Annotated in this window: 11 protein-coding genes; 8 read left to right on the top strand and 3 right to left on the bottom strand. The window is 68.4% G+C overall.

What is annotated here, in order from left to right; genetic code table 11:
• Positions 1-26 precede the first annotated feature (26 nt).
• The 5 genes from otnK to denD all read left to right on the top strand — a co-directional run bounded on the left by otnK (position 27) and on the right by denD (position 5,368).
• A complete protein-coding gene (otnK, locus tag BpN12_RS02780; RefSeq protein ID WP_246793764.1) occupies positions 27-1,322 on the top strand; it encodes a 3-oxo-tetronate kinase in 1,296 nt (431 codons plus the stop codon).
• Positions 1,319-1,957, top strand: coding sequence for a 3-oxo-tetronate 4-phosphate decarboxylase (otnC, locus tag BpN12_RS02775; protein WP_246793762.1), 639 nt, complete (start codon positions 1,319-1,321; stop codon positions 1,955-1,957). Before otnK ends, otnC begins: the two co-directional genes overlap by 4 nt.
• A 164-nt stretch (positions 1,958-2,121) precedes the next feature.
• Positions 2,122-3,444 (top strand): MFS transporter, encoded by a 1,323-nt coding sequence (locus tag BpN12_RS02770; RefSeq protein ID WP_246793760.1) that lies wholly within the window; start codon positions 2,122-2,124, stop codon positions 3,442-3,444.
• A 90-nt stretch (positions 3,445-3,534) separates the two neighbouring features.
• Positions 3,535-4,311, top strand: a complete 777-nt coding sequence (otnI, locus tag BpN12_RS02765; protein WP_246793759.1) for a 2-oxo-tetronate isomerase — start codon at positions 3,535-3,537, stop codon at positions 4,309-4,311.
• Positions 4,312-4,396: 85 nt separating this feature from the next.
• Positions 4,397-5,368 (top strand): D-erythronate dehydrogenase, encoded by a 972-nt coding sequence (gene denD, locus BpN12_RS02760; protein WP_246793758.1) that lies wholly within the window; start codon positions 4,397-4,399, stop codon positions 5,366-5,368.
• Positions 5,369-5,478: 110 nt separating this feature from the next.
• On the opposite strand, the gene BpN12_RS02755 is transcribed toward denD, so the two are convergent.
• The gene (locus tag BpN12_RS02755; RefSeq protein ID WP_246793757.1) at positions 5,479-6,501 is read right to left on the bottom strand and encodes a 2Fe-2S iron-sulfur cluster-binding protein; all 1,023 of its coding nucleotides are present in this window, start codon (positions 6,499-6,501) and stop codon (positions 5,479-5,481) included.
• A gap of 13 nt (positions 6,502-6,514) precedes the next feature.
• Positions 6,515-8,182, bottom strand: a complete 1,668-nt coding sequence (gene hcp, locus BpN12_RS02750) for a hydroxylamine reductase (RefSeq protein ID WP_246793756.1) — start codon at positions 8,180-8,182, stop codon at positions 6,515-6,517.
• Positions 8,183-9,014: 832 nt separating this feature from the next.
• Here hcp and BpN12_RS02745 point away from each other — a divergent pair.
• The 3 genes from BpN12_RS02745 to BpN12_RS02735 all read left to right on the top strand — a co-directional run bounded on the left by BpN12_RS02745 (position 9,015) and on the right by BpN12_RS02735 (position 16,589).
• Positions 9,015-12,917, top strand: coding sequence for a beta strand repeat-containing protein (locus BpN12_RS02745; RefSeq protein WP_246793755.1), 3,903 nt, complete (start codon positions 9,015-9,017; stop codon positions 12,915-12,917).
• A 109-nt stretch (positions 12,918-13,026) separates the two neighbouring features.
• Positions 13,027-15,165 (top strand): type I secretion system permease/ATPase, encoded by a 2,139-nt coding sequence (locus BpN12_RS02740; RefSeq protein WP_246793754.1) that lies wholly within the window; start codon positions 13,027-13,029, stop codon positions 15,163-15,165.
• Between the two features lie 5 nt (positions 15,166-15,170).
• On the top strand, positions 15,171-16,589 hold the full coding sequence (locus BpN12_RS02735) for an HlyD family type I secretion periplasmic adaptor subunit (protein WP_246793753.1): 1,419 nt from the start codon (positions 15,171-15,173) through the stop codon (positions 16,587-16,589).
• A 47-nt stretch (positions 16,590-16,636) separates the two neighbouring features.
• On the opposite strand, the gene BpN12_RS02730 is transcribed toward BpN12_RS02735, so the two are convergent.
• Positions 16,637-16,882 carry a DUF3079 domain-containing protein gene (locus BpN12_RS02730; RefSeq protein ID WP_246793752.1) on the bottom strand — a complete coding sequence of 82 codons (246 nt, stop codon included), beginning with the start codon at positions 16,880-16,882 and terminating at the stop codon, positions 16,637-16,639.
• Between the last annotated feature and the right edge of the window lie 115 nt (positions 16,883-16,997).

Genomic DNA, 16,997 nt, shown 5'->3' with positions numbered 1-16,997 from the left:
GAACCGCGCTCCTCATCCTCATCGCCATGACCGATTCCCCGTCCCCCGCCCGTCCGCTGCTCGGCTGCATCGCCGACGATTTCACCGGCGCGACCGATCTCGCGAACATGCTCGTGAAGAGCGGCATGCGCACGGTGCAGACCATCGGCGTGCCCGAACCGGGCGCGCGGCTCGACGCCGATGCGATCATCGTCGCGCTGAAGTCGCGCACGATTCCCGCCGCCGACGCCGTCGCCCAGTCGCTCGCCGCGCTCGCGTGGCTGCGCGAGCAGGGCTGCCGCCAGTTCTATTTCAAGTACTGCTCGACCTTCGATTCGACCGACGCCGGCAACATCGGCCCGGTGGCCGACGCGCTCGCCCGCGCGCTCGGCGCCGACGATGCGCTCGCGATCGCCTGCCCCGCGTTCCCCGAGACGGGTCGCACGATCTATCGCGGCCACCTGTTCGTCGGCGACGCGCCGCTCGACGAATCGGGCATGGAGAACCATCCGCTCACGCCGATGAAGGACGCGAACCTGGTGCGCGTGCTGCAGCGGCAGACGCCGTCGAAGGTCGGCCTGGTGCGCTACGACACGATCGCGCGCGGCGCCGGCGCGGTGCGCGAGGCGTTCGCCGCGCTGCGCGCCGACGGCGTGCGCTACGCGATCACCGACGCGCTGTCCGACGCGGACCTGCACGCGGTGGGCGAGGCCTGCGCCGATCACGTACTCGTGACGGGCGGCTCGGGCATCGCGCTCGGCCTGCCGGCCAACTTCCGCCATGCGGGCCTGCTGCCCGAGCGCGGCGACGCGGCGGCGCTGCCGCGCGTCGCGGGCGGCGCCGTGGTGCTGGCCGGCAGCGCGTCGAAGGCGACCAACGCGCAGGTGGCCGAGTGGCGCGCGAGCCGCCCGGCGTTCCGCCTCGATCCGATCGCGATCGCGCACGGCGAGCCGGTGGTGGCCGACGCGCTCGCGTTCTTCGACGCGCATCCGGACGAGCCGGTGCTGATCTACGCCACCGCCACGCCCGACGAGGTCAAGGCGGTGCAGCAGCGGCTCGGCGCCGAGGCCGCGGGCGCGCTGGTCGAGCTGACGCTGGCCGAGATCGCGCGCGGGCTGCTCACGCGCGGCGTGCGCCGCTTCGTGGTGGCGGGCGGCGAAACCTCGGGCGCGGTAGTGCAGGCGCTCGGCGTGCGCGCGCTGCAGATCGGCGCGCAGATCGACCCCGGCGTGCCCGCCACCGCCACGCTCGACGGCAAGTTCGCGCTGGCGCTGAAGTCCGGCAATTTCGGCGCCGTCGATTTCTTCGCCAAAGCCCTGGCACGCCTGGAGAACCTTGCATGAAAACCGAACACCAACTGCGCGAAACCATTTGCGAAGTGGGCGCGAGCCTGTTCGCGCGCGGCCACGCGGTGGGCACCGCCGGCAACATCAGCGCGCGGCTCGACGACGGCTGGCTGATCACGCCGACCGACGCCTGCCTCGGCCGGCTCGACCCGGCGCGCATCGCCAAGGTCGATCTCGACGGCAACACCGTGTCCGGCGACAAGGCCTCGAAGACGCTCGCGCTGCATCGCGGCATCTACGCGCGCAATCCCGAATCGCGCGGCGTGGTCCACACGCACTCGACGCATCTCGTCGCGTTGACGCTCGCGGGCGTCTGGCGCGACGAGGACGTGCTGCCGCCGATCACGCCGTACTACGTGATGAAGGTCGGCCACGTGCCGCTGATCCGCTACCGGCGCCCCGGCGATCCGGAAGTCGCGGCCGAGGTGGCCGCGCTGGCCGACCGCGTGCGCGGCGTGCTGCTCGAACGGCTCGGGCCGGTGGTGTGGGCGCCGTCGGTCGAGCAGGCCTCGGCGGTGCTCGAGGAGCTGGAGGAAACCGCGCGGCTGTGGCTCATGACGAACCCGAAGCCGGCGCCACTCGACGAGCCCGCGCTCGACGAGCTGCACCGCAGCTTCGGCGCGCGCTGGTGAGAAGCGCCACCCGCACTACCTGCGTCACGCCCGGCCGGCCGGTCCGGCGCGCCACCGGCGCGACGACACCGCCGGCGTGACCCTCGCGCCGCACGCCGACGCGCCGCCCTGATTCACCGACGACGCGTCCACCATACGGCGCGCGCAACCTGCTGGAGACTACGATGACCCCGTACCAAGCCGCGGCTTCGCCCGCCACGACCCAAGCCGATCCGGCCGTGCTCGACGCCACCTACCGCAAGGTGTTCTGGCGCATCGTGCCGTTCCTGATGCTCTGCTACGTGGTGGCCTACCTGGACCGCGTCAACGTCGGCTTCGCGAAGCTGCAGATGTCGCAGGATCTGGCGTTCAGCGAAACGGTGTTCGGGCTCGGTGCGGGCATCTTCTTCGTCGGCTATTTCCTGTTCGAGCTGCCGAGCAACCTGCTGATGCACAAGATCGGCGCGAAGGTCTGGATCGCGCGGATCATGATCACCTGGGGCCTGCTGTCGGCCGCGTTCGTATTCGTCAGGACACCGACGCAGTTCTACGTGCTGCGCTTCCTGCTCGGCCTCGCCGAGGCGGGCTTCTACCCCGGCGTGATCCTCTACCTGACCTACTGGTTCCCCAGCCACCGGCGCGCGAAGATCATCGCGGTGTTCATGTCGGCGATCCCGGTCTCGGGGATCTTCGGCAATCCGCTGTCGGGCTGGATCATGCAGCAGTTCCACGGCGGCGCGGGCTTCCACGGCTGGCAGTGGATGTTCATGATCGAGGCGGTGCCGGCCGTGCTGGTGGGCGTGGCCACGCTGGTCTACCTCGACAACGGCATTCGCCAGGCGAAGTGGCTGGACGAGCGCGAGAAGCAGATGCTGATCGACGAGATCGACGCGCAGCCGCACATGAAATCGCACGAGACGCATTCGCTGCGCGCCGTGTTCGCCGATCCGCGCATGTGGTGGATGTCGCTGATCTACTTCACGTTCGTGACCGGCCAGTACGGCCTCACGTTCTGGATGCCGACGCTCGTGAAATCGACCGGCATCCAGGACACCTTCGTGATCGGGCTGCTCTCGGCGATCCCGTTCGCGGTGGCGATCGTCGTGATGAACCTGTTCGGCCACAGCTCGGACCGCCGCCGCGAGCGCCGCTGGCACCTGATCATCCCGTCGACGATGGGCACCGTGGGCTTCGCGGTGGCTGCGCTGTTCCCGCACAACACCGCCGTATCGATCGTGTTCCTGTCGATCGCGGCCGGCGGCGTGCTGACCTGCGCGCCGCTGTTCTGGTCGCTGCCCACCGCGTTCCTCGCCGGCAGCGCGGCCGCGGCCGGCATCGCCATCATCAACTCGGTCGGCAACCTGGCCGGCTTCGCGAGCCCCTACGTGATCGGCTACCTGCGCGACGCGACGCACAGCACCGCGTCCGGCATGTACCTGCTGGCCGGCATGCTCGTGATCGGCTCGATCGCCGTGTGGCTGACGCCCGCCAGGCTCGTGAACCGATGAGCCGCGCCGCGCTGCGCTGACCTTTCCCCGCCGCGCGCCGGGCACGCCCCGCGCGCGGCGCCGCTCCCTCCTTCTGATGGAACCGCCGCCATGCCACGCTTCGCCGCGAATCTTTCGATGATGTACAACGAGCAGCCGTTCCTCGAACGCTTCGCCGCCGCCGCGCGCGACGGCTTCCGGGCGGTCGAGTACCTGTTCCCCTACGAGTTCCCGGCCGCCGAGCTGAAGGCGCGGCTCGACGGTGCCGGACTCGTGCAGGCGCTGTTCAACGCGCCGCCCGGCGACTGGGCGGCCGGCGAACGCGGCATCGCCGCGCTGCCGGACCGCGAGGACGAATTCCGCCGCGCCGTGGACACCGCGCTCGACTACGCGCGCGTGATCGGCAACGACAAGCTGCACGTGATGGCCGGGCTGGTGGCCGCCGACGCCGACCGCGCGCGCCACCGCGACACCTATCTGCGCAATCTCGCCTATGCGGCGCAGGCCGCGCAGAGTGCCGGGCTGCAGGTGCTGATCGAGCCGATCAACCCGCGCGACATGCCCGGCTACTTCCTGAACCGCCAGGACGACGCGCAGGCGATCTGCCGCGAAGTGGGCGCGCCGAACCTGCGCGTGCAGTTCGACTGCTATCACTGCCAGATCGTCGAGGGCGACCTCGCGAAGAAGCTCGAACGCGACTTCGCCGGCATCGGCCACATCCAGGTGGCCGGCGTGCCCGAGCGGCACGAGCCGGACCTCGGCGAACTGAACTACCCGTACCTGTTCACGCTGATCGACCGGCTCGGCTACGACGGCTGGATCGGCTGCGAGTACCGGCCGAAGGCCGGCACCTCCGACGGCCTCGGCTGGCTGCGCCCGTACCTGTGAGCCGCCGCGCCCACGCTTCGCGCCTCGCTTCGCACCTTGTTGCGCGCCTCGTCGCGCGCCCCTCAACCGGACCACGCACACGCCCATGAAAGTCCTGATCACCGGCGGCGCCGGCTTCCTCGGCCGCCGCCTCGCCACCCAACTGCTCGCCCGCGGCGAACTCGCCGGCCCGAACGGCACGCCCGAGCGCATCGACGAACTGATGCTGCTCGACGTGGTCGAGGCCACCGGCTTCGACGACGCGCGCGTCACCACGCTGGTCGGCGACATCGCCGATCGCGCCGTGCTGGAGCGCGCGATCGACACGCGCACCGGCGCGATCTTCCACCTCGCGGCCATCGTCAGCGGCCAGGCCGAGGCCGATTTCGAACTCGGCATGCGCATCAACCTCGATGCGTCGCGCACGCTGCTGGACGTGTGTCGCGCGCGCGGCCACCGCCCGCGCGTGGTGTTCACGAGCTCGGTGGCCGTCTATGGCGGCGCGCTGCCCGAAGTCGTGCAGGACGACACCGCGCTCAATCCGCAATCGTCGTATGGCACGCAGAAGGCGATCGCCGAACTGCTGCTCTGCGACTACGCGCGGCGCGGCTTCGTGGATGGCCGCGTGCTGCGGCTGCCCACCATCAGCGTGCGGCCGGGGCGGCCCAACGCGGCGGCCTCGTCGTTCGCGAGCGGCATCATCCGCGAGCCGCTCAACGGCGAGGAATCGGTCTGCCCGGTGCCGCTCGACACGCGGCTCTGGCTGCTCTCGCCGCGCCGCGCGATCGACGCGCTGGTGGCCGGCTGCGAACTCGACGGCGAACAACTCGGCGGCCGCCGCATCGTCAACCTGCCGGGGATCTCGGTCAGCGTCGGCGAGATGATCGACGCGCTGCGCGAGGTGGCCGGCGATGCGCCGGTGGCGAAGATCCGCCATGCGGTGGACCCGCGCGTGGTGGCGATCGTCGGCAGCTGGCCGGGCCGCTGGGACGTGGCGCGCGCCGCGTCGCTCGGCCTCGTCGGCGACGCGACGTTCGCCGACGTGATCCGTGCCTATCTCGAGGACGAGCGCGGCTGATAGCGAGCCCGCGTTCCGTCGGCATTCGTCGCGCAAAAACAAAAACCTCGCCGCCGGGGCCTCCGGCGGCGAGGTTTTTTCATCACGCAGGGCAACGCCAACCCGCGCCCCTACACGGCAAAGCGCTCGCTCGCGAACTGCGCGTCGGGCACGCCGGCCGCGAGCGCGGTCTGCCGCACGGCCTGCACGAGCGGCGGCGGCCCGCACACGTAGAGATCGGGCGACGCGCCGGCCTGCGCGAGCGACGCGCCCAAGGCCTCGGCCGGCGTGCCGCGAAAGCCGGCCCACGCCTCACCGGCGCGCCACACGCACAGCTCGACGCGCAGCTGCGGCAGCTCGGCCCGAAGCCGCTCAAGCTCGTCGAGCATGAACAGCTCGCGCTCGTGGTTCACGCCGAAGAACAGCCGTGCATCGGCCAGTTCCTGATACTCGGCCATGCGCCGCAGCATCGACAGGATCGGCGCGAGGCCGGTGCCGCCGGCCACGAACCAGCGCGGGCGCAGGCTCTCGGCGAACAGGCCGAAGCCGCCCATCGGCATGTGGACGGTCAGCGCGTCGCCCGGCCGTGCCCGCTCGCGCAGGTAGGTCGAGAACCAGCCGCCCGCACGCAGCCGGATCAGGAATTCGAGCCGGCCGTCCCAGTTGCTGGTGTTGGCGAGCGAGTATGGCCGGCGCCGGCCGCTGCCCGGCACCTCCAGCTCCGCGAACTGGCCCGGCTCGAATTCCACGGCCGAACCGGACACGTCGTCGGGCACCACCTGCAGCTCGACGCGCAGCGTGTCGGCCGCGATCGCGTCGAGCGCCGCGATCGTCGCGGCACGCACCGGCACCGGATGAAGCAGCACCTTGGCCGCGTCATAGGGTGCCGTGAGCCGCAGATCGCCGAGCGGTACGGTCCGGCACAGCAGCACGGCGTCGGGCTGGCCGGCCGGCAGCGCGTCGGCGCTGTAGTCGCGCATCGCGTAGTCGCCGTCGACGGCATTCGCCTGGCACGCACCGCAGCTGCCGCGCCGGCACTGCGACGGCAGCGTGATGCTGGCCTCGGCCGCGGCCGCGAGCACGTCCTGATCAGGCTCGCAGCTGAAGTCGAAGCGCGCGCCGTCGCGGGTCGTCAGCTCGATTCGATAGCTCATCGCGCCGCCCCGCTCACGCGGCCGTGTGCGCCAGCGCCGCCGCCAGATCCTCGCCCGCTTCGCCGATCGGCCGGATACCGAACTGCTCCACCAGCACGGCCAGCGCGCCCGGCGTGAGGAACGCCGGCAGCGACGGCCCGAGGTGGATGTTGCGCAGGCCGAGCGCGAGCATCGTCAGCAGCACCGCCACCGCCTTCTGCTCGAACCACGACACCACGAACGACAGCGGCAGCTCGTTCACGCCGCAACCAAGTTCGCCGGCCAGCGCGGTCGCGATCCGGATCGCCGAGTAGCTGTCGTTGCACTGGCCGAGGTCGAGCAGGCGCGGAATGCCGCCGATCTCGCCGAACGCGTGCCGGTTGAAGCGGTACTTGTTGCAGCCGAGCGTCATCACGACCGTGTCGGCCGGCGTCTGCTGCGCGAACTCGGTGAAGTAGTTGCGGCCGGGCGCGGCGCCGTCGCAGCCGCCGATCAGGAAGAAGTGGCGGATCTGCCCGGCCTTGATCGCGGCCAGCACCTGATCGGCCACGCCGAGCACCGCGTGCCGGCCGAAGCCCACCGTGATGGTCTGCTCGGGCGCCGTGGCCGGGAAGCCGGGCAGCGCCTGCGCCGCGCGGATCAGCATCGAGAAGTCGTGATGCTCGAGGTGGCGCACGCCGGGCCAGCCCACCGGCCCGGTCGTGAAGATCCGCTGCCGGTATTGCGGCAGCGGCTCGATGATGCAGTTGGACGTCATCAGCACCGGCCCCGGGAAATGCGCGAAGTCGCTCTGCTGGTCCTGCCACGCGCCGCCGTAGTTGCCGGCCAGATGCGGGAACGCCTTCAGCATCGGATAGGCATGGGCCGGCAGCATCTCGCCGTGCGTGTAGACCTGGATGCCGGTGCCGGCCGTCTGTTCGAGCAGCGCGTGCAGATCGCCGAGATCGTGGCCGGACACGAGGATCGCCTTGCCCGCCACCGGCGAGACACGCACCGCCGTGGGCCGCTGCGTGCCGAAGCGGCCGGTGTTCGCGTTGTCGAGCAGCTCCAGCACCATCAGGTTCAGGCGGCCGAGTTCGAGCGCCTGGCCGAGCAGCGCGGTGATGTCGGTGGGTGCGGCCGCGAGCGACACCAGCGCTGCCTCCACGCCCGCGAACACTTCGTCGCGCTCGTAGCCGAGCACGCGCGCATGGTGGGCATAGGCGCAGACGCCCTTCAGGCCGTACAGCACCAGCGCGCGCAGGCCGATCACGTCCTCGCCCACCTCGTCCGCGCCGGCCTCGATGCCCACCGCCGCCGCCTGCGCCAGCAGGCCGGTTAGATCGTCGGCCGGCTGCCAGGCGGCCGGCCCCGGCAGCGCCGGCACGTCCTGCCCGGTTGCACGCGCCTTCGCTTCGCAGGCGGCCTTCACGCGATCGCGGATCTGCGCCGCTTCGCGCAGCATGGCGACGAAGCGTGCCGCATGAAAATTCACATTGGTCAGCGTCGTGAACATCGCGTACAGCACGAAGCGCTCGGCCTCGCGATCGGGCTCGCCGAGCCGGCGCGCGAGCGCGCCATACTGGGCGATGCCCTTCACCGCATGGACCAGCAGGTCCTGCAGGTCGGCCGTCGTCGCATCCTTGCCGCAGTTGCCTTTCGCCGACGCGCATCCGGGCCGCGCGCCGGTCCGGTCGGTCTGCTCGCATTGGTAGCAAAACACGTTGCTCTCCTTGTTCGATCGTGGGGTGCGGGTCGGCGCGAGCGGCGGCGAACGACGTGTCCGACCACCGGGGCGTCTCGCCCGCTTCAAGATGCGTGACCCATGCATCTTTTTTTATGATGTTTCGCGGTCGGGCTTGCCGTTTTGATGCAGATTAAGATTGATGTCGTTGCCTGATTCAGGCCCGGCCGCCGGTTTTCGCCACCTCATTGCGGCATTGATTCATTTATCTTTCAATAAAAATTCAAATACATTACCGATCGACATCACTCCGATTTAGCATAAAAAGTCTTGCGACTGAAAATGCGCTTTGTTAAATTGACGCGCGACAACAGCATGCAAAGGCAAGCGAATAATGCGGCAATCGGGGCTGGTAAAGCGGCAGGCGTATCGAGTCGGGAATAACAACGAATCCGGAGTGCCTCCGGTCCGGCGCCCTGGTCGCCGATCCGCGCGACGTTGCATCGCTACCTTTCGGTCTACGCGCCGTATTCCGCCTCGTCACGGGCCGTGCGCCCACCTCGCTGAGGAGCGACGACACATCGGCGACATATCATCGAATAACAATCCTCCATCGCATCGGCACGGCGATTTTCTTATCGCAATCCTTGACTGCCGGCCGAATGGGCATGCTTCATTGATTCATGTTTCGACGAGCAAGCATTTCCAAGCCTGCATTAGATTAACTTGACTGTACGACAGCCCTGTCCGGGCAGACCGCCAGTCTCTCCAATCGCGACACCACTCACCCGGATTCCGCTGCCTGCCAAATGATCCGGCACACCGCATCCGTGAACCACGACCCGCGCATCCGCTGACCCAGGACCCTTTCATGACTTCAGTAAACGCAGTCACCCAATCCGGCCTGAGCTTGATCAACCAATGGCTCTCCTCGGTGAGCAGCGGCGCGAACGTCGACGACGTCGCCAATCCGGGCATCGTCACCGCATCGGGTAACGGCGTGCAATTGACGGGAAACGCGCTGGACGGGCTCCAGTTGCTCTCGAACGTGCTCGGCAAGGCAGGAGATCTGGCAGAGGGCACCGCCTTGCTCGCCGATATCGGGCAGGCCGTGAGCGAGCAGACGGCAGGCGGTGTCGTGTCGAACAGCACGCTCGGCGCATTGGAGAGTGATGTCGCGGCACTGGTGAATGACGGGCTGCTGACCTCGCTGGCCGCGGCGCAGGCGAGCGGAGCGACCACGGTGACCGTCGGCGGCGCGAGCATCGCCACCTCGGATGCGTTGGCACTGGCCGCGGCCGTGGCCTCGGTGGCCGTGGTGTTGGGGAGCGCCGGCCTGCTGCCGGACGACGTCGGCTCGAGCATCACCGGTTCCGCCCAGTTGTTCACGGGCCTGAACCTCTCCGACCAGACCTCCGACCTCGCGTTGCCGGACGTCGCCGTCACCACCTCGTCGCAACCGGACGTCGTCACCCAGTCCTCCAGCGGCAAGATCGTGACGCAAAAGTGGGAGAGCGACACGGATGCCTACACGATGGTCACGGACTACACCAGCAGCGCGCAGACGGCGATCACCTCGCAGGTCGTCACCGACGTGAATTCGGCCACGGGTCAGACCACCGTCACCGCCATCAACGACACGGCCAACGGCACCGCCGTCTTCAATCAAAGCGTGAGCACGTCGGCGACGGGGGTCGTCGTCGGCAGTGCCAGCGGCACGGAAACGTCCGACGGCGTCATCCAGACGCTGACCCTCAGCGGCAGCGGCGTGAGCGCCACGGTGTCCGACGCGACGATCATCGCGCAGGGCAACACCACGGCCACCCTCAATGGCTCGTCGAATTCGGCGTCGGTCTTCGGAACCGGCAACGCGCTCAGCATCACGGGCGACGACAACGTCGCCTTCAGCTCGGCGGCCGGCAACACCTTCACGTTCGCCGGCTCCGGCAATCAGGCCAATGCGTCGGGCGACGCCATCCAGCTCGCGCAGGGCTCCGTGTCCGCCGAGGTCGTGGGTGACGACAACGCCGTGACCGACGTGACCGGCTCCGGATCGGTCGACATCGAAGGGTCGGGCAACACACTCGCCGCCGGCGCCGGCGTGGTCGCGACGCTGACGGGAAGCGGCAACAGCGCCACCATCGGCGCGGCCTCGGAGAGCGGCGATGAGGGCGGCCCCGCCAGCCAGGTGACGATCGGCGGCAACGGCCAGGCCGCGAGCGACGCCGATCTCGATTCGATCAGCTTTACCGACGGTGCGAACGGCACCGTCAACGTCGACAGCGACTCGCGCGTGGCGATCACCGGCAGCGGCCTGACGATCGACGCCGCCGGGCAGGACGCCATCAGCGCGACCGTCAGCGCCAGCACCCTCAACCTGAGCGGCGCCAGCAACAGCGTCGAGGTAGGCGGCAACGGCCAGGGCGCGGACCGCGCGAACCTCGACACCGTCAAGTTCGCCGCCGGCGCGACCGGCAGCGTCCAGCTCGACGACAACGCCAGCGTCGTGGTCGACGGCGGCGGCATCACCGTGCAGGTCGGCAGCCAGGACGATCTCGCGATCGACGGGGCCGACGACACCGTCAATGCATCCGGCAATGGCGACACGATCACGCTGACCGGCGCGGGCGGCGTGGTCAACGTGTCCGGGCAGAACGATAGGATCAACGCGTCGGGTGACATGATCACGGGTGCCGCCAATTCGTCGATCATCGTCAACGGCTTGAACGACACGATCGCCAACGGCGATGCCAGCACCACCACCGTGAACGGCAACGGCAATACGCTGACGCTCAGCGGCACGGGCAGCACCGTCCATGTCAGCGGACAGGACGACACCATCAACGGCTCGTCCGACTCGATCTCCGGCGCCGACGGCGCGTCGATCACCGTCAACGGCTCGACGAACACGATCGCCAACGGCAGCAACAGCACCACCAACATCGTCGGCGACGACGACACGCTCACGCTCAGCGGCACCGGCAGCATCGTCAACGTCAACGGCCAGAACGCCACCGTCAACGGCTCGTCCAGCACGATTCAGGACGACGCGAACCTGTCGCTCACCGTCACCGGTTCGGGCAACGCAATCGCCAACGGCGCCGGCAGCAGCACCACCATCACCGGCGACGGCAACACGCTCGCGCTCGCCGGCACCGGCGGCACCGTCAACGTCGACGGCCAGAACGCCACCATCAACGGCTCGTCCGACACGATCACGGGCGCCGACGGCGCGTCGATCACCGTCAACGGCTCGACGAACACGATCGCCAACGGCAGCAACAGCACCACCACCGTCGTCGGCGACAACGACACGATCACGCTCGCCGGCACCGGCGGCACCGTCAACGTCGACGGCCAGAACGCCACCGTCAACGGCTCGTCCAGCACGATTCAGGACGACGCGAATCTGACGCTTACCGTCACCGGTTCGGGCAACGCAATCGCCAACGGCGGCGGCAGCACCACCACCGTGACCGGCGACAACAACACGCTCACGCTCGCCGGCACCGGCAACACCGCCAACGTCAGCGGCCAGAACGATGTCGTTGCTGGAGACAACGACTCGATCTCCGGCGTCGATTCGTCGTCGCTCATCGTGGAAGGCTCGGGCAACATGATCGGCAACGGCAGCGACAGCGCGACCACTATCTACGGCACCAACGATCAGGTGACCCTCTCCGGCACCGGCAGTTCCGTCGGCATCGCCGGCCGGAACGACGTGGTCAACGGCTCCGGCGACTCGATCTCCGGTATCGACGGGTCGTCGATCATCGTCAATGGCTCGGACGACACGATCACCAATGCCGACAACAGCACCACCACGATCACCGGCAGCAACGACAAGGTGACCCTCACGGGCACCGGCACCGGCAGCGCCGTCCACGTCGACGGCCAGAACGATGTGATCGCCGCAGCCAATGCCTCGATCTTCGGGGCCGATTCGTCTTCGCTCATCGTGGAAGGTTCGGGCAACACGATCGCCGACGGTAACGGCAGCGCGATCACCATCTACGGCGCCAACGATACGCTGACCCTCTCCGGCACCGGCAGCACCGTCGGCATTGCCGGCCAGAACGACGTGATCAACGGCTCCGGCGATGCGATCGGCGGTATCGACGCATCGTCGATCACCGTCAACGGGTCGGGCAACACGATCGAGAACGGCAGCAACAGCGTGACCAGCGTCAACGGCAACGACAACACGCTCGCCATTTCCGGTACCGGAAGTACCATCAACATCACCGGCCAGAACGACAGCCTCACCGGCACCTCCGACACGATCTACGTGGACGCCGATTCGTCGCTCACCGTCTACGGCTCGAACAACACGATCACTGTCGCCGTCGGCAGCACGGTCATCGACAACGGGACCAACAACACGATCATTTACGCCACGGCCAGCCAATCGACCGCCAGCAACGTCGAGGACGCGGGCAATAGCGCCTCCGGCGTTCAGGCCGCCTCCCGCGCCGAGTCGATCAACACGGCGTCCGCCCCGGCCCAGGGTTCGGACACGTCGACAACGGGTGGGAGCCTCGATACCAGCGTCGCCAGCGCGGCCCACGACATCATGAACTACGATCTGATGTCCTCGAATCAAACGCTGGATCAAACGGATCTGCACGCCATCGGCACGCTGTATGGCGCGTCGGCACAGACCGCGGCACTGATCCAGGCGATGTCGGGCGGCACGGCGGACGGCGTCGGTTCGATCAGCGCGCCCGTCGATACGACCTCGCTGCACACGCAACTGATCGCGGCCTCCCACTAAGCACGCACCGCGTGGGCGCCGACACGCCCACGCAACCAGTCGGACCAGATCCGGCGGCGCCCCACCCGGGGCCCGCCCGGGCGGGAGACCGAGGTAACAAGAGATCGTAGTGAACGCTCCCGACAACAACACCGAAATCGAGCGCGCCGGGGACGACCCGGCCCTCGCCTGCCTCGTCGTCATCGCGCGATTTCACGGCATCGCCACCGATGCCGCCCAGCTTCGCCACGCCGCGGCCCGCGGCGACCAGCCGTTCGACAGCGAGGCCCTGATCCTCACCGCCCGCTCGATCGGCCTGAAGGCGCGCGTCGTGCCGTTCAACCTCGAGCGCATCGATCGCACGCCGCTGCCGGCGCTCTGCCTCGATCAGGACGGCCGGCATTTCATCGCCGCCCGCAAGGACGGCGAGGCGCTGCTGGCCTTCGAGGCCGGCTCGACCAAACCGGTGCTGCTGTCGGCCGACGACGTCGCGCGCCGCTCGACCGGCCGCATGCTCGTATTCGCCTCGCGCGCCTCGCTGACCGGCGCGCTCGCGAAATTCGACTTCTCCTGGTTCATCCCGGCCGTCGTCAAGTACCGCCGCCTGCTGCTGGAAGTCTTCGCGATCTCCCTCGTGCTGCAGGTGTTCGGCCTCGTGACGCCGCTGATGTTCCAGGTGATCATGGACAAGGTGCTGGTCAGCCGCACCTTCAACACGCTCGCCGTGGTCGGCATGACGCTGTTCGTCTGCTCGACGTTCGAGGTGATCCTCACGGCGCTGCGCAACTTCATCTTCTCGCACACCACCAATCGCATCGACGTCGAGCTCGGCGCACGATTGTTCCGCCACCTGATCGCGCTGCCGCTGCCCTATTTCGGCACGCGGCGCGTGGGCGCCACGATCGCGCGCGTGCGCGAGCTCGAGAACATCCGCAACTTCCTGACCGGCCAGGCGCTGACCGCCGTCATCGACCTGTTCTTCTCGATCGTGTTCATCGCCGTCATGTGCTTCTACAGCGTCTGGCTCACGCTCGTGGTGGTGGCGTCGCTGCCGTTGTATGCCGGCGTCTCGGCCGCGCTCGTGCCTGCCCTGCGGCAGCGCCTGAACGAGAAGTTCGCGCGCGGCGCGGACAATCAGTCGTTCCTCGTCGAGGCCGTGTCGGGCGTGGAAACCGTCAAGGCGATGTCGGTCGAGCCGCAGTTCGCGAAGAAATGGGAAATGCAGCTGGCCGCCTACGTGGCATCGGGTTTCCGCGTCACGCAACTGAGCAACATCGGCCAGCAGGTGATCCAGTACATCGGCAAGCTGGTGTCGCTCGCCACGCTGCTGCTGGGCGCCAGGCTCGTGATCGACGGCAGGCTGACGATCGGCGAACTGATCGCGTTCAACATGATGTCCCAGCGCGTGGCGGCGCCCGTGCTGCGGCTCGCGCAGCTCTGGCAGGATTTCCAGCAGGTCGGCATTTCGATGAGCCGGCTCGGTGACATCCTGAACACGCGCACCGAGCTGAGGCAGAGCACGCAGGCCATGCCGCCGCTCACGGGCCACATCCACTTCGAGCAGGTGCGGTTCCGCTATCGCCCAGACGGCAAGCCGATCCTCGACGATCTCTCGCTCGAGATCCGCGCCGGCCAGGTGATCGGCATCGTCGGGCGTTCGGGTTCGGGCAAGAGCACGCTCACCAAGCTGCTGCAGCGTCTCTACGTGCCGGAGCACGGCACCGTCCGGATCGACGGCATCGATCTCGCGCTGACTGATCCGGCATGGCTGCGGCGGCACATCGGCGTGGTGCTCCAGGAAAACTACCTGTTCAATCGCTCGGTTCGTGAAAACATCGCGCTCTCGGACCCGGGCGCGCCGATGGCGGCCGTGATCCAGGCGGCGAAGCTGGCGGGCGCGCATGATTTCATCTGCGAACTCCCCCAAGCCTACGATACCGAGATCGAGGAACACGGCGGCAACCTGTCCGGCGGCCAGCGCCAGCGCATCGCCATCGCGCGCGCATTGCTGACCAATCCGCGCATCCTGATCTTCGACGAGGCGACCAGCGCGCTCGACTTCGAAACCGAACGCGTCATCCAGAACAACATGCGCGCGATCTGCGCCGGACGCACCGTGATCATCATCGCGCACCGGCTCAGCACCGTCCGCCACGCGGACCAGATCTTCGCGATGGACAAGGGGCGCATCATCGAGCACGGCACCCACGACACGCTGCAGGCTTCGGGCGGCTACTACGCCCATCTGCTCTCGCTGCAACACGGATGAAACTCATGTCAATGCGCCTGCAGGCCCTGCTCGACCTGACGCGTCGCTACCGCGCCGTCTGGCAGGCAGCGTGGGATGTCCGCCGGCAACTGGATGGCCCGGCCAAGCTCGACTACGAACTCGCGTTTCAGCCGGCCCATCTCGAACTCGTCGAAACGCCGGTGCATCCCGCCCCGCGCTGGACGGCGCGCCTGATCATGCTGCTCGTGGTGATCGCGATCCTGATCGCCTGTTTCGCGAAGCTCGACATCGTCGCCACCGCGTCCGGCAAGCTCGTGCCGAACGCGCGGGTCAAGGTGATTCAACCGGCGCTGACCGGCGTGGTCAGGGAAATCGCGGTGCGCGACGGCCAGCGCGTGAAGGCCGGCGACCTGCTCGTGAAGCTCGACACCACGCAGGCCGCCGCCGACGAGGAGAACGCGAAATCGGCCCGCTTCGACGCCGCGTTCGCCGCCGCGCGCTCGCAGGCCCTGCTCGACGCCGTGCGGGACGACCGGGCGCCGGTGGTGTCGGGCATCGACGGCGCCTCGGCCAGCCGCCAGGCCGAAGCGCAGCATCTGGTCGACGGCCTCTACCGCGAATACGAGGACAAGCTGGCCTCCGCACGCGCCGAGCTGGCCAAGCGCGAGGCCGAACTCGACAGCACCCGGCAGGAGATCGCCAAGCTCGCCGCGACGGCGCCGCTCGCACGCGCCCAGGCGAACGACTACCAGGCGCTTTCCGTCGACAAGTACGTGGCGAAGAGCGACTACCTCGACAAGGAGCAGGCCGCGCTCAACCAGGAACACGAACTGGCCGCGCAGCGCAGCCACGCGCGCGAACTGGCCGCCGGCATCACCGAGCAGCAGTCGGATATCGCGCAGACGATCTCGCAGTTCCGTCGCGAGCGCCTGGACGATCTGGAGAAAGCCACCGAGCAGCTGACCCAGAGCAGCAACGACGAGACCAAGGCACGCACGCGCAAGGCGCTGCTGAGCCTGACGGCCCCCGTCGACGGCACGATCCAGCAGCTCGCCACGCATACGCTCGGCGGCGTCGTCACCACGGCACAGGCGTTGATGGAAATCGTGCCCGACGAGGCACTCGAAGTCGATGCGACGGTGGAAAACAAGGATGTCGGCTTCCTGAAGATCGGGCAGCACGCGACGGTCAAGCTCGATGCGTTCCCGTACACGCGCTACGGCACGCTCGAAGGCACCGTGGTCGATCTGTCGAACGACGCCGTGCAGGACCGGAAACTCGGGCTCGTGTTCACGGTGCGCGTGCGGCTGCAGGCGAACCGCATGCAGATCGACGATCGCTGGATCTCGCTCACGCCGGGCATGACGGTGAAAGCCGAAATCAAGACCGGCAAGCAAAGCGTTGCCCACTATCTGCTCGGCCCGCTCGTGGAAAGCATGCAGGGGAGCCTGCACGAGCGCTAGGCGCACCGCGCCGGTGCGCGGCATCGGTATCTTTTTCCTGCCGGCGGCTACCGCTCCTTCCCGGTGTTGGCGCCGGTGTCGGTGGCCGCGGCTTCGCCAGTCTCGGTGGTGGCGGCATCATCCTCGATGCCCCAGTCGCCGTAGCGATACCAGTCGTCGCCGAGCAGCTCGCACGGATGCTGGGTGCGGCTGGAACCGTTACCGCAGCGCATCGCGCTGGTGGGGCAATAGTTGTCGCATCCCCAGCAGACCCGTTCCGGGTGCAGGGGATGCAGGGGGAATTTCTTGGCCATGGTGAGTGTCGTCCGTGGTGGTCCGGCGGCATCTGGCGCGCCGCCCTCCGACTCTAGTCCACGAACCGCCCCGCGCCGATACGACATTCCTTCGCACCGCCGGCGCCGGCCGGCC

It is taken from the genome of Burkholderia perseverans, assembly GCF_022870505.1.
GTDB classification, from domain to species: Bacteria; Pseudomonadota; Gammaproteobacteria; order Burkholderiales; family Burkholderiaceae; genus Burkholderia; species Burkholderia plantarii.
This window is presented reverse-complemented; position numbering and strand designations above follow the sequence as displayed.

Excerpts from the sequence above, each read along its gene's own strand:
- otnK (WP_246793764.1), top strand. The coding sequence starts at position 27 with ATGACCGATTCCCCGTCCCCCGCCCGTCCGCTGCTCGGCTGCATCGCC.
- otnC (WP_246793762.1), top strand. The coding sequence starts at position 1,319 with ATGAAAACCGAACACCAACTGCGCGAAACCATTTGCGAAGTGGGCGCG.
- BpN12_RS02770 (WP_246793760.1), top strand. The coding sequence starts at position 2,122 with ATGACCCCGTACCAAGCCGCGGCTTCGCCCGCCACGACCCAAGCCGAT.
- otnI (WP_246793759.1), top strand. The coding sequence starts at position 3,535 with ATGCCACGCTTCGCCGCGAATCTTTCGATGATGTACAACGAGCAGCCG.
- denD (WP_246793758.1), top strand. The coding sequence starts at position 4,397 with ATGAAAGTCCTGATCACCGGCGGCGCCGGCTTCCTCGGCCGCCGCCTC.
- BpN12_RS02755 (WP_246793757.1), bottom strand. The coding sequence starts at position 6,501 with ATGAGCTATCGAATCGAGCTGACGACCCGCGACGGCGCGCGCTTCGAC.
- BpN12_RS02745 (WP_246793755.1), top strand. The coding sequence starts at position 9,015 with ATGACTTCAGTAAACGCAGTCACCCAATCCGGCCTGAGCTTGATCAAC.
- BpN12_RS02735 (WP_246793753.1), top strand. The coding sequence starts at position 15,171 with ATGTCAATGCGCCTGCAGGCCCTGCTCGACCTGACGCGTCGCTACCGC.
- BpN12_RS02730 (WP_246793752.1), bottom strand. The coding sequence starts at position 16,882 with ATGGCCAAGAAATTCCCCCTGCATCCCCTGCACCCGGAACGGGTCTGC.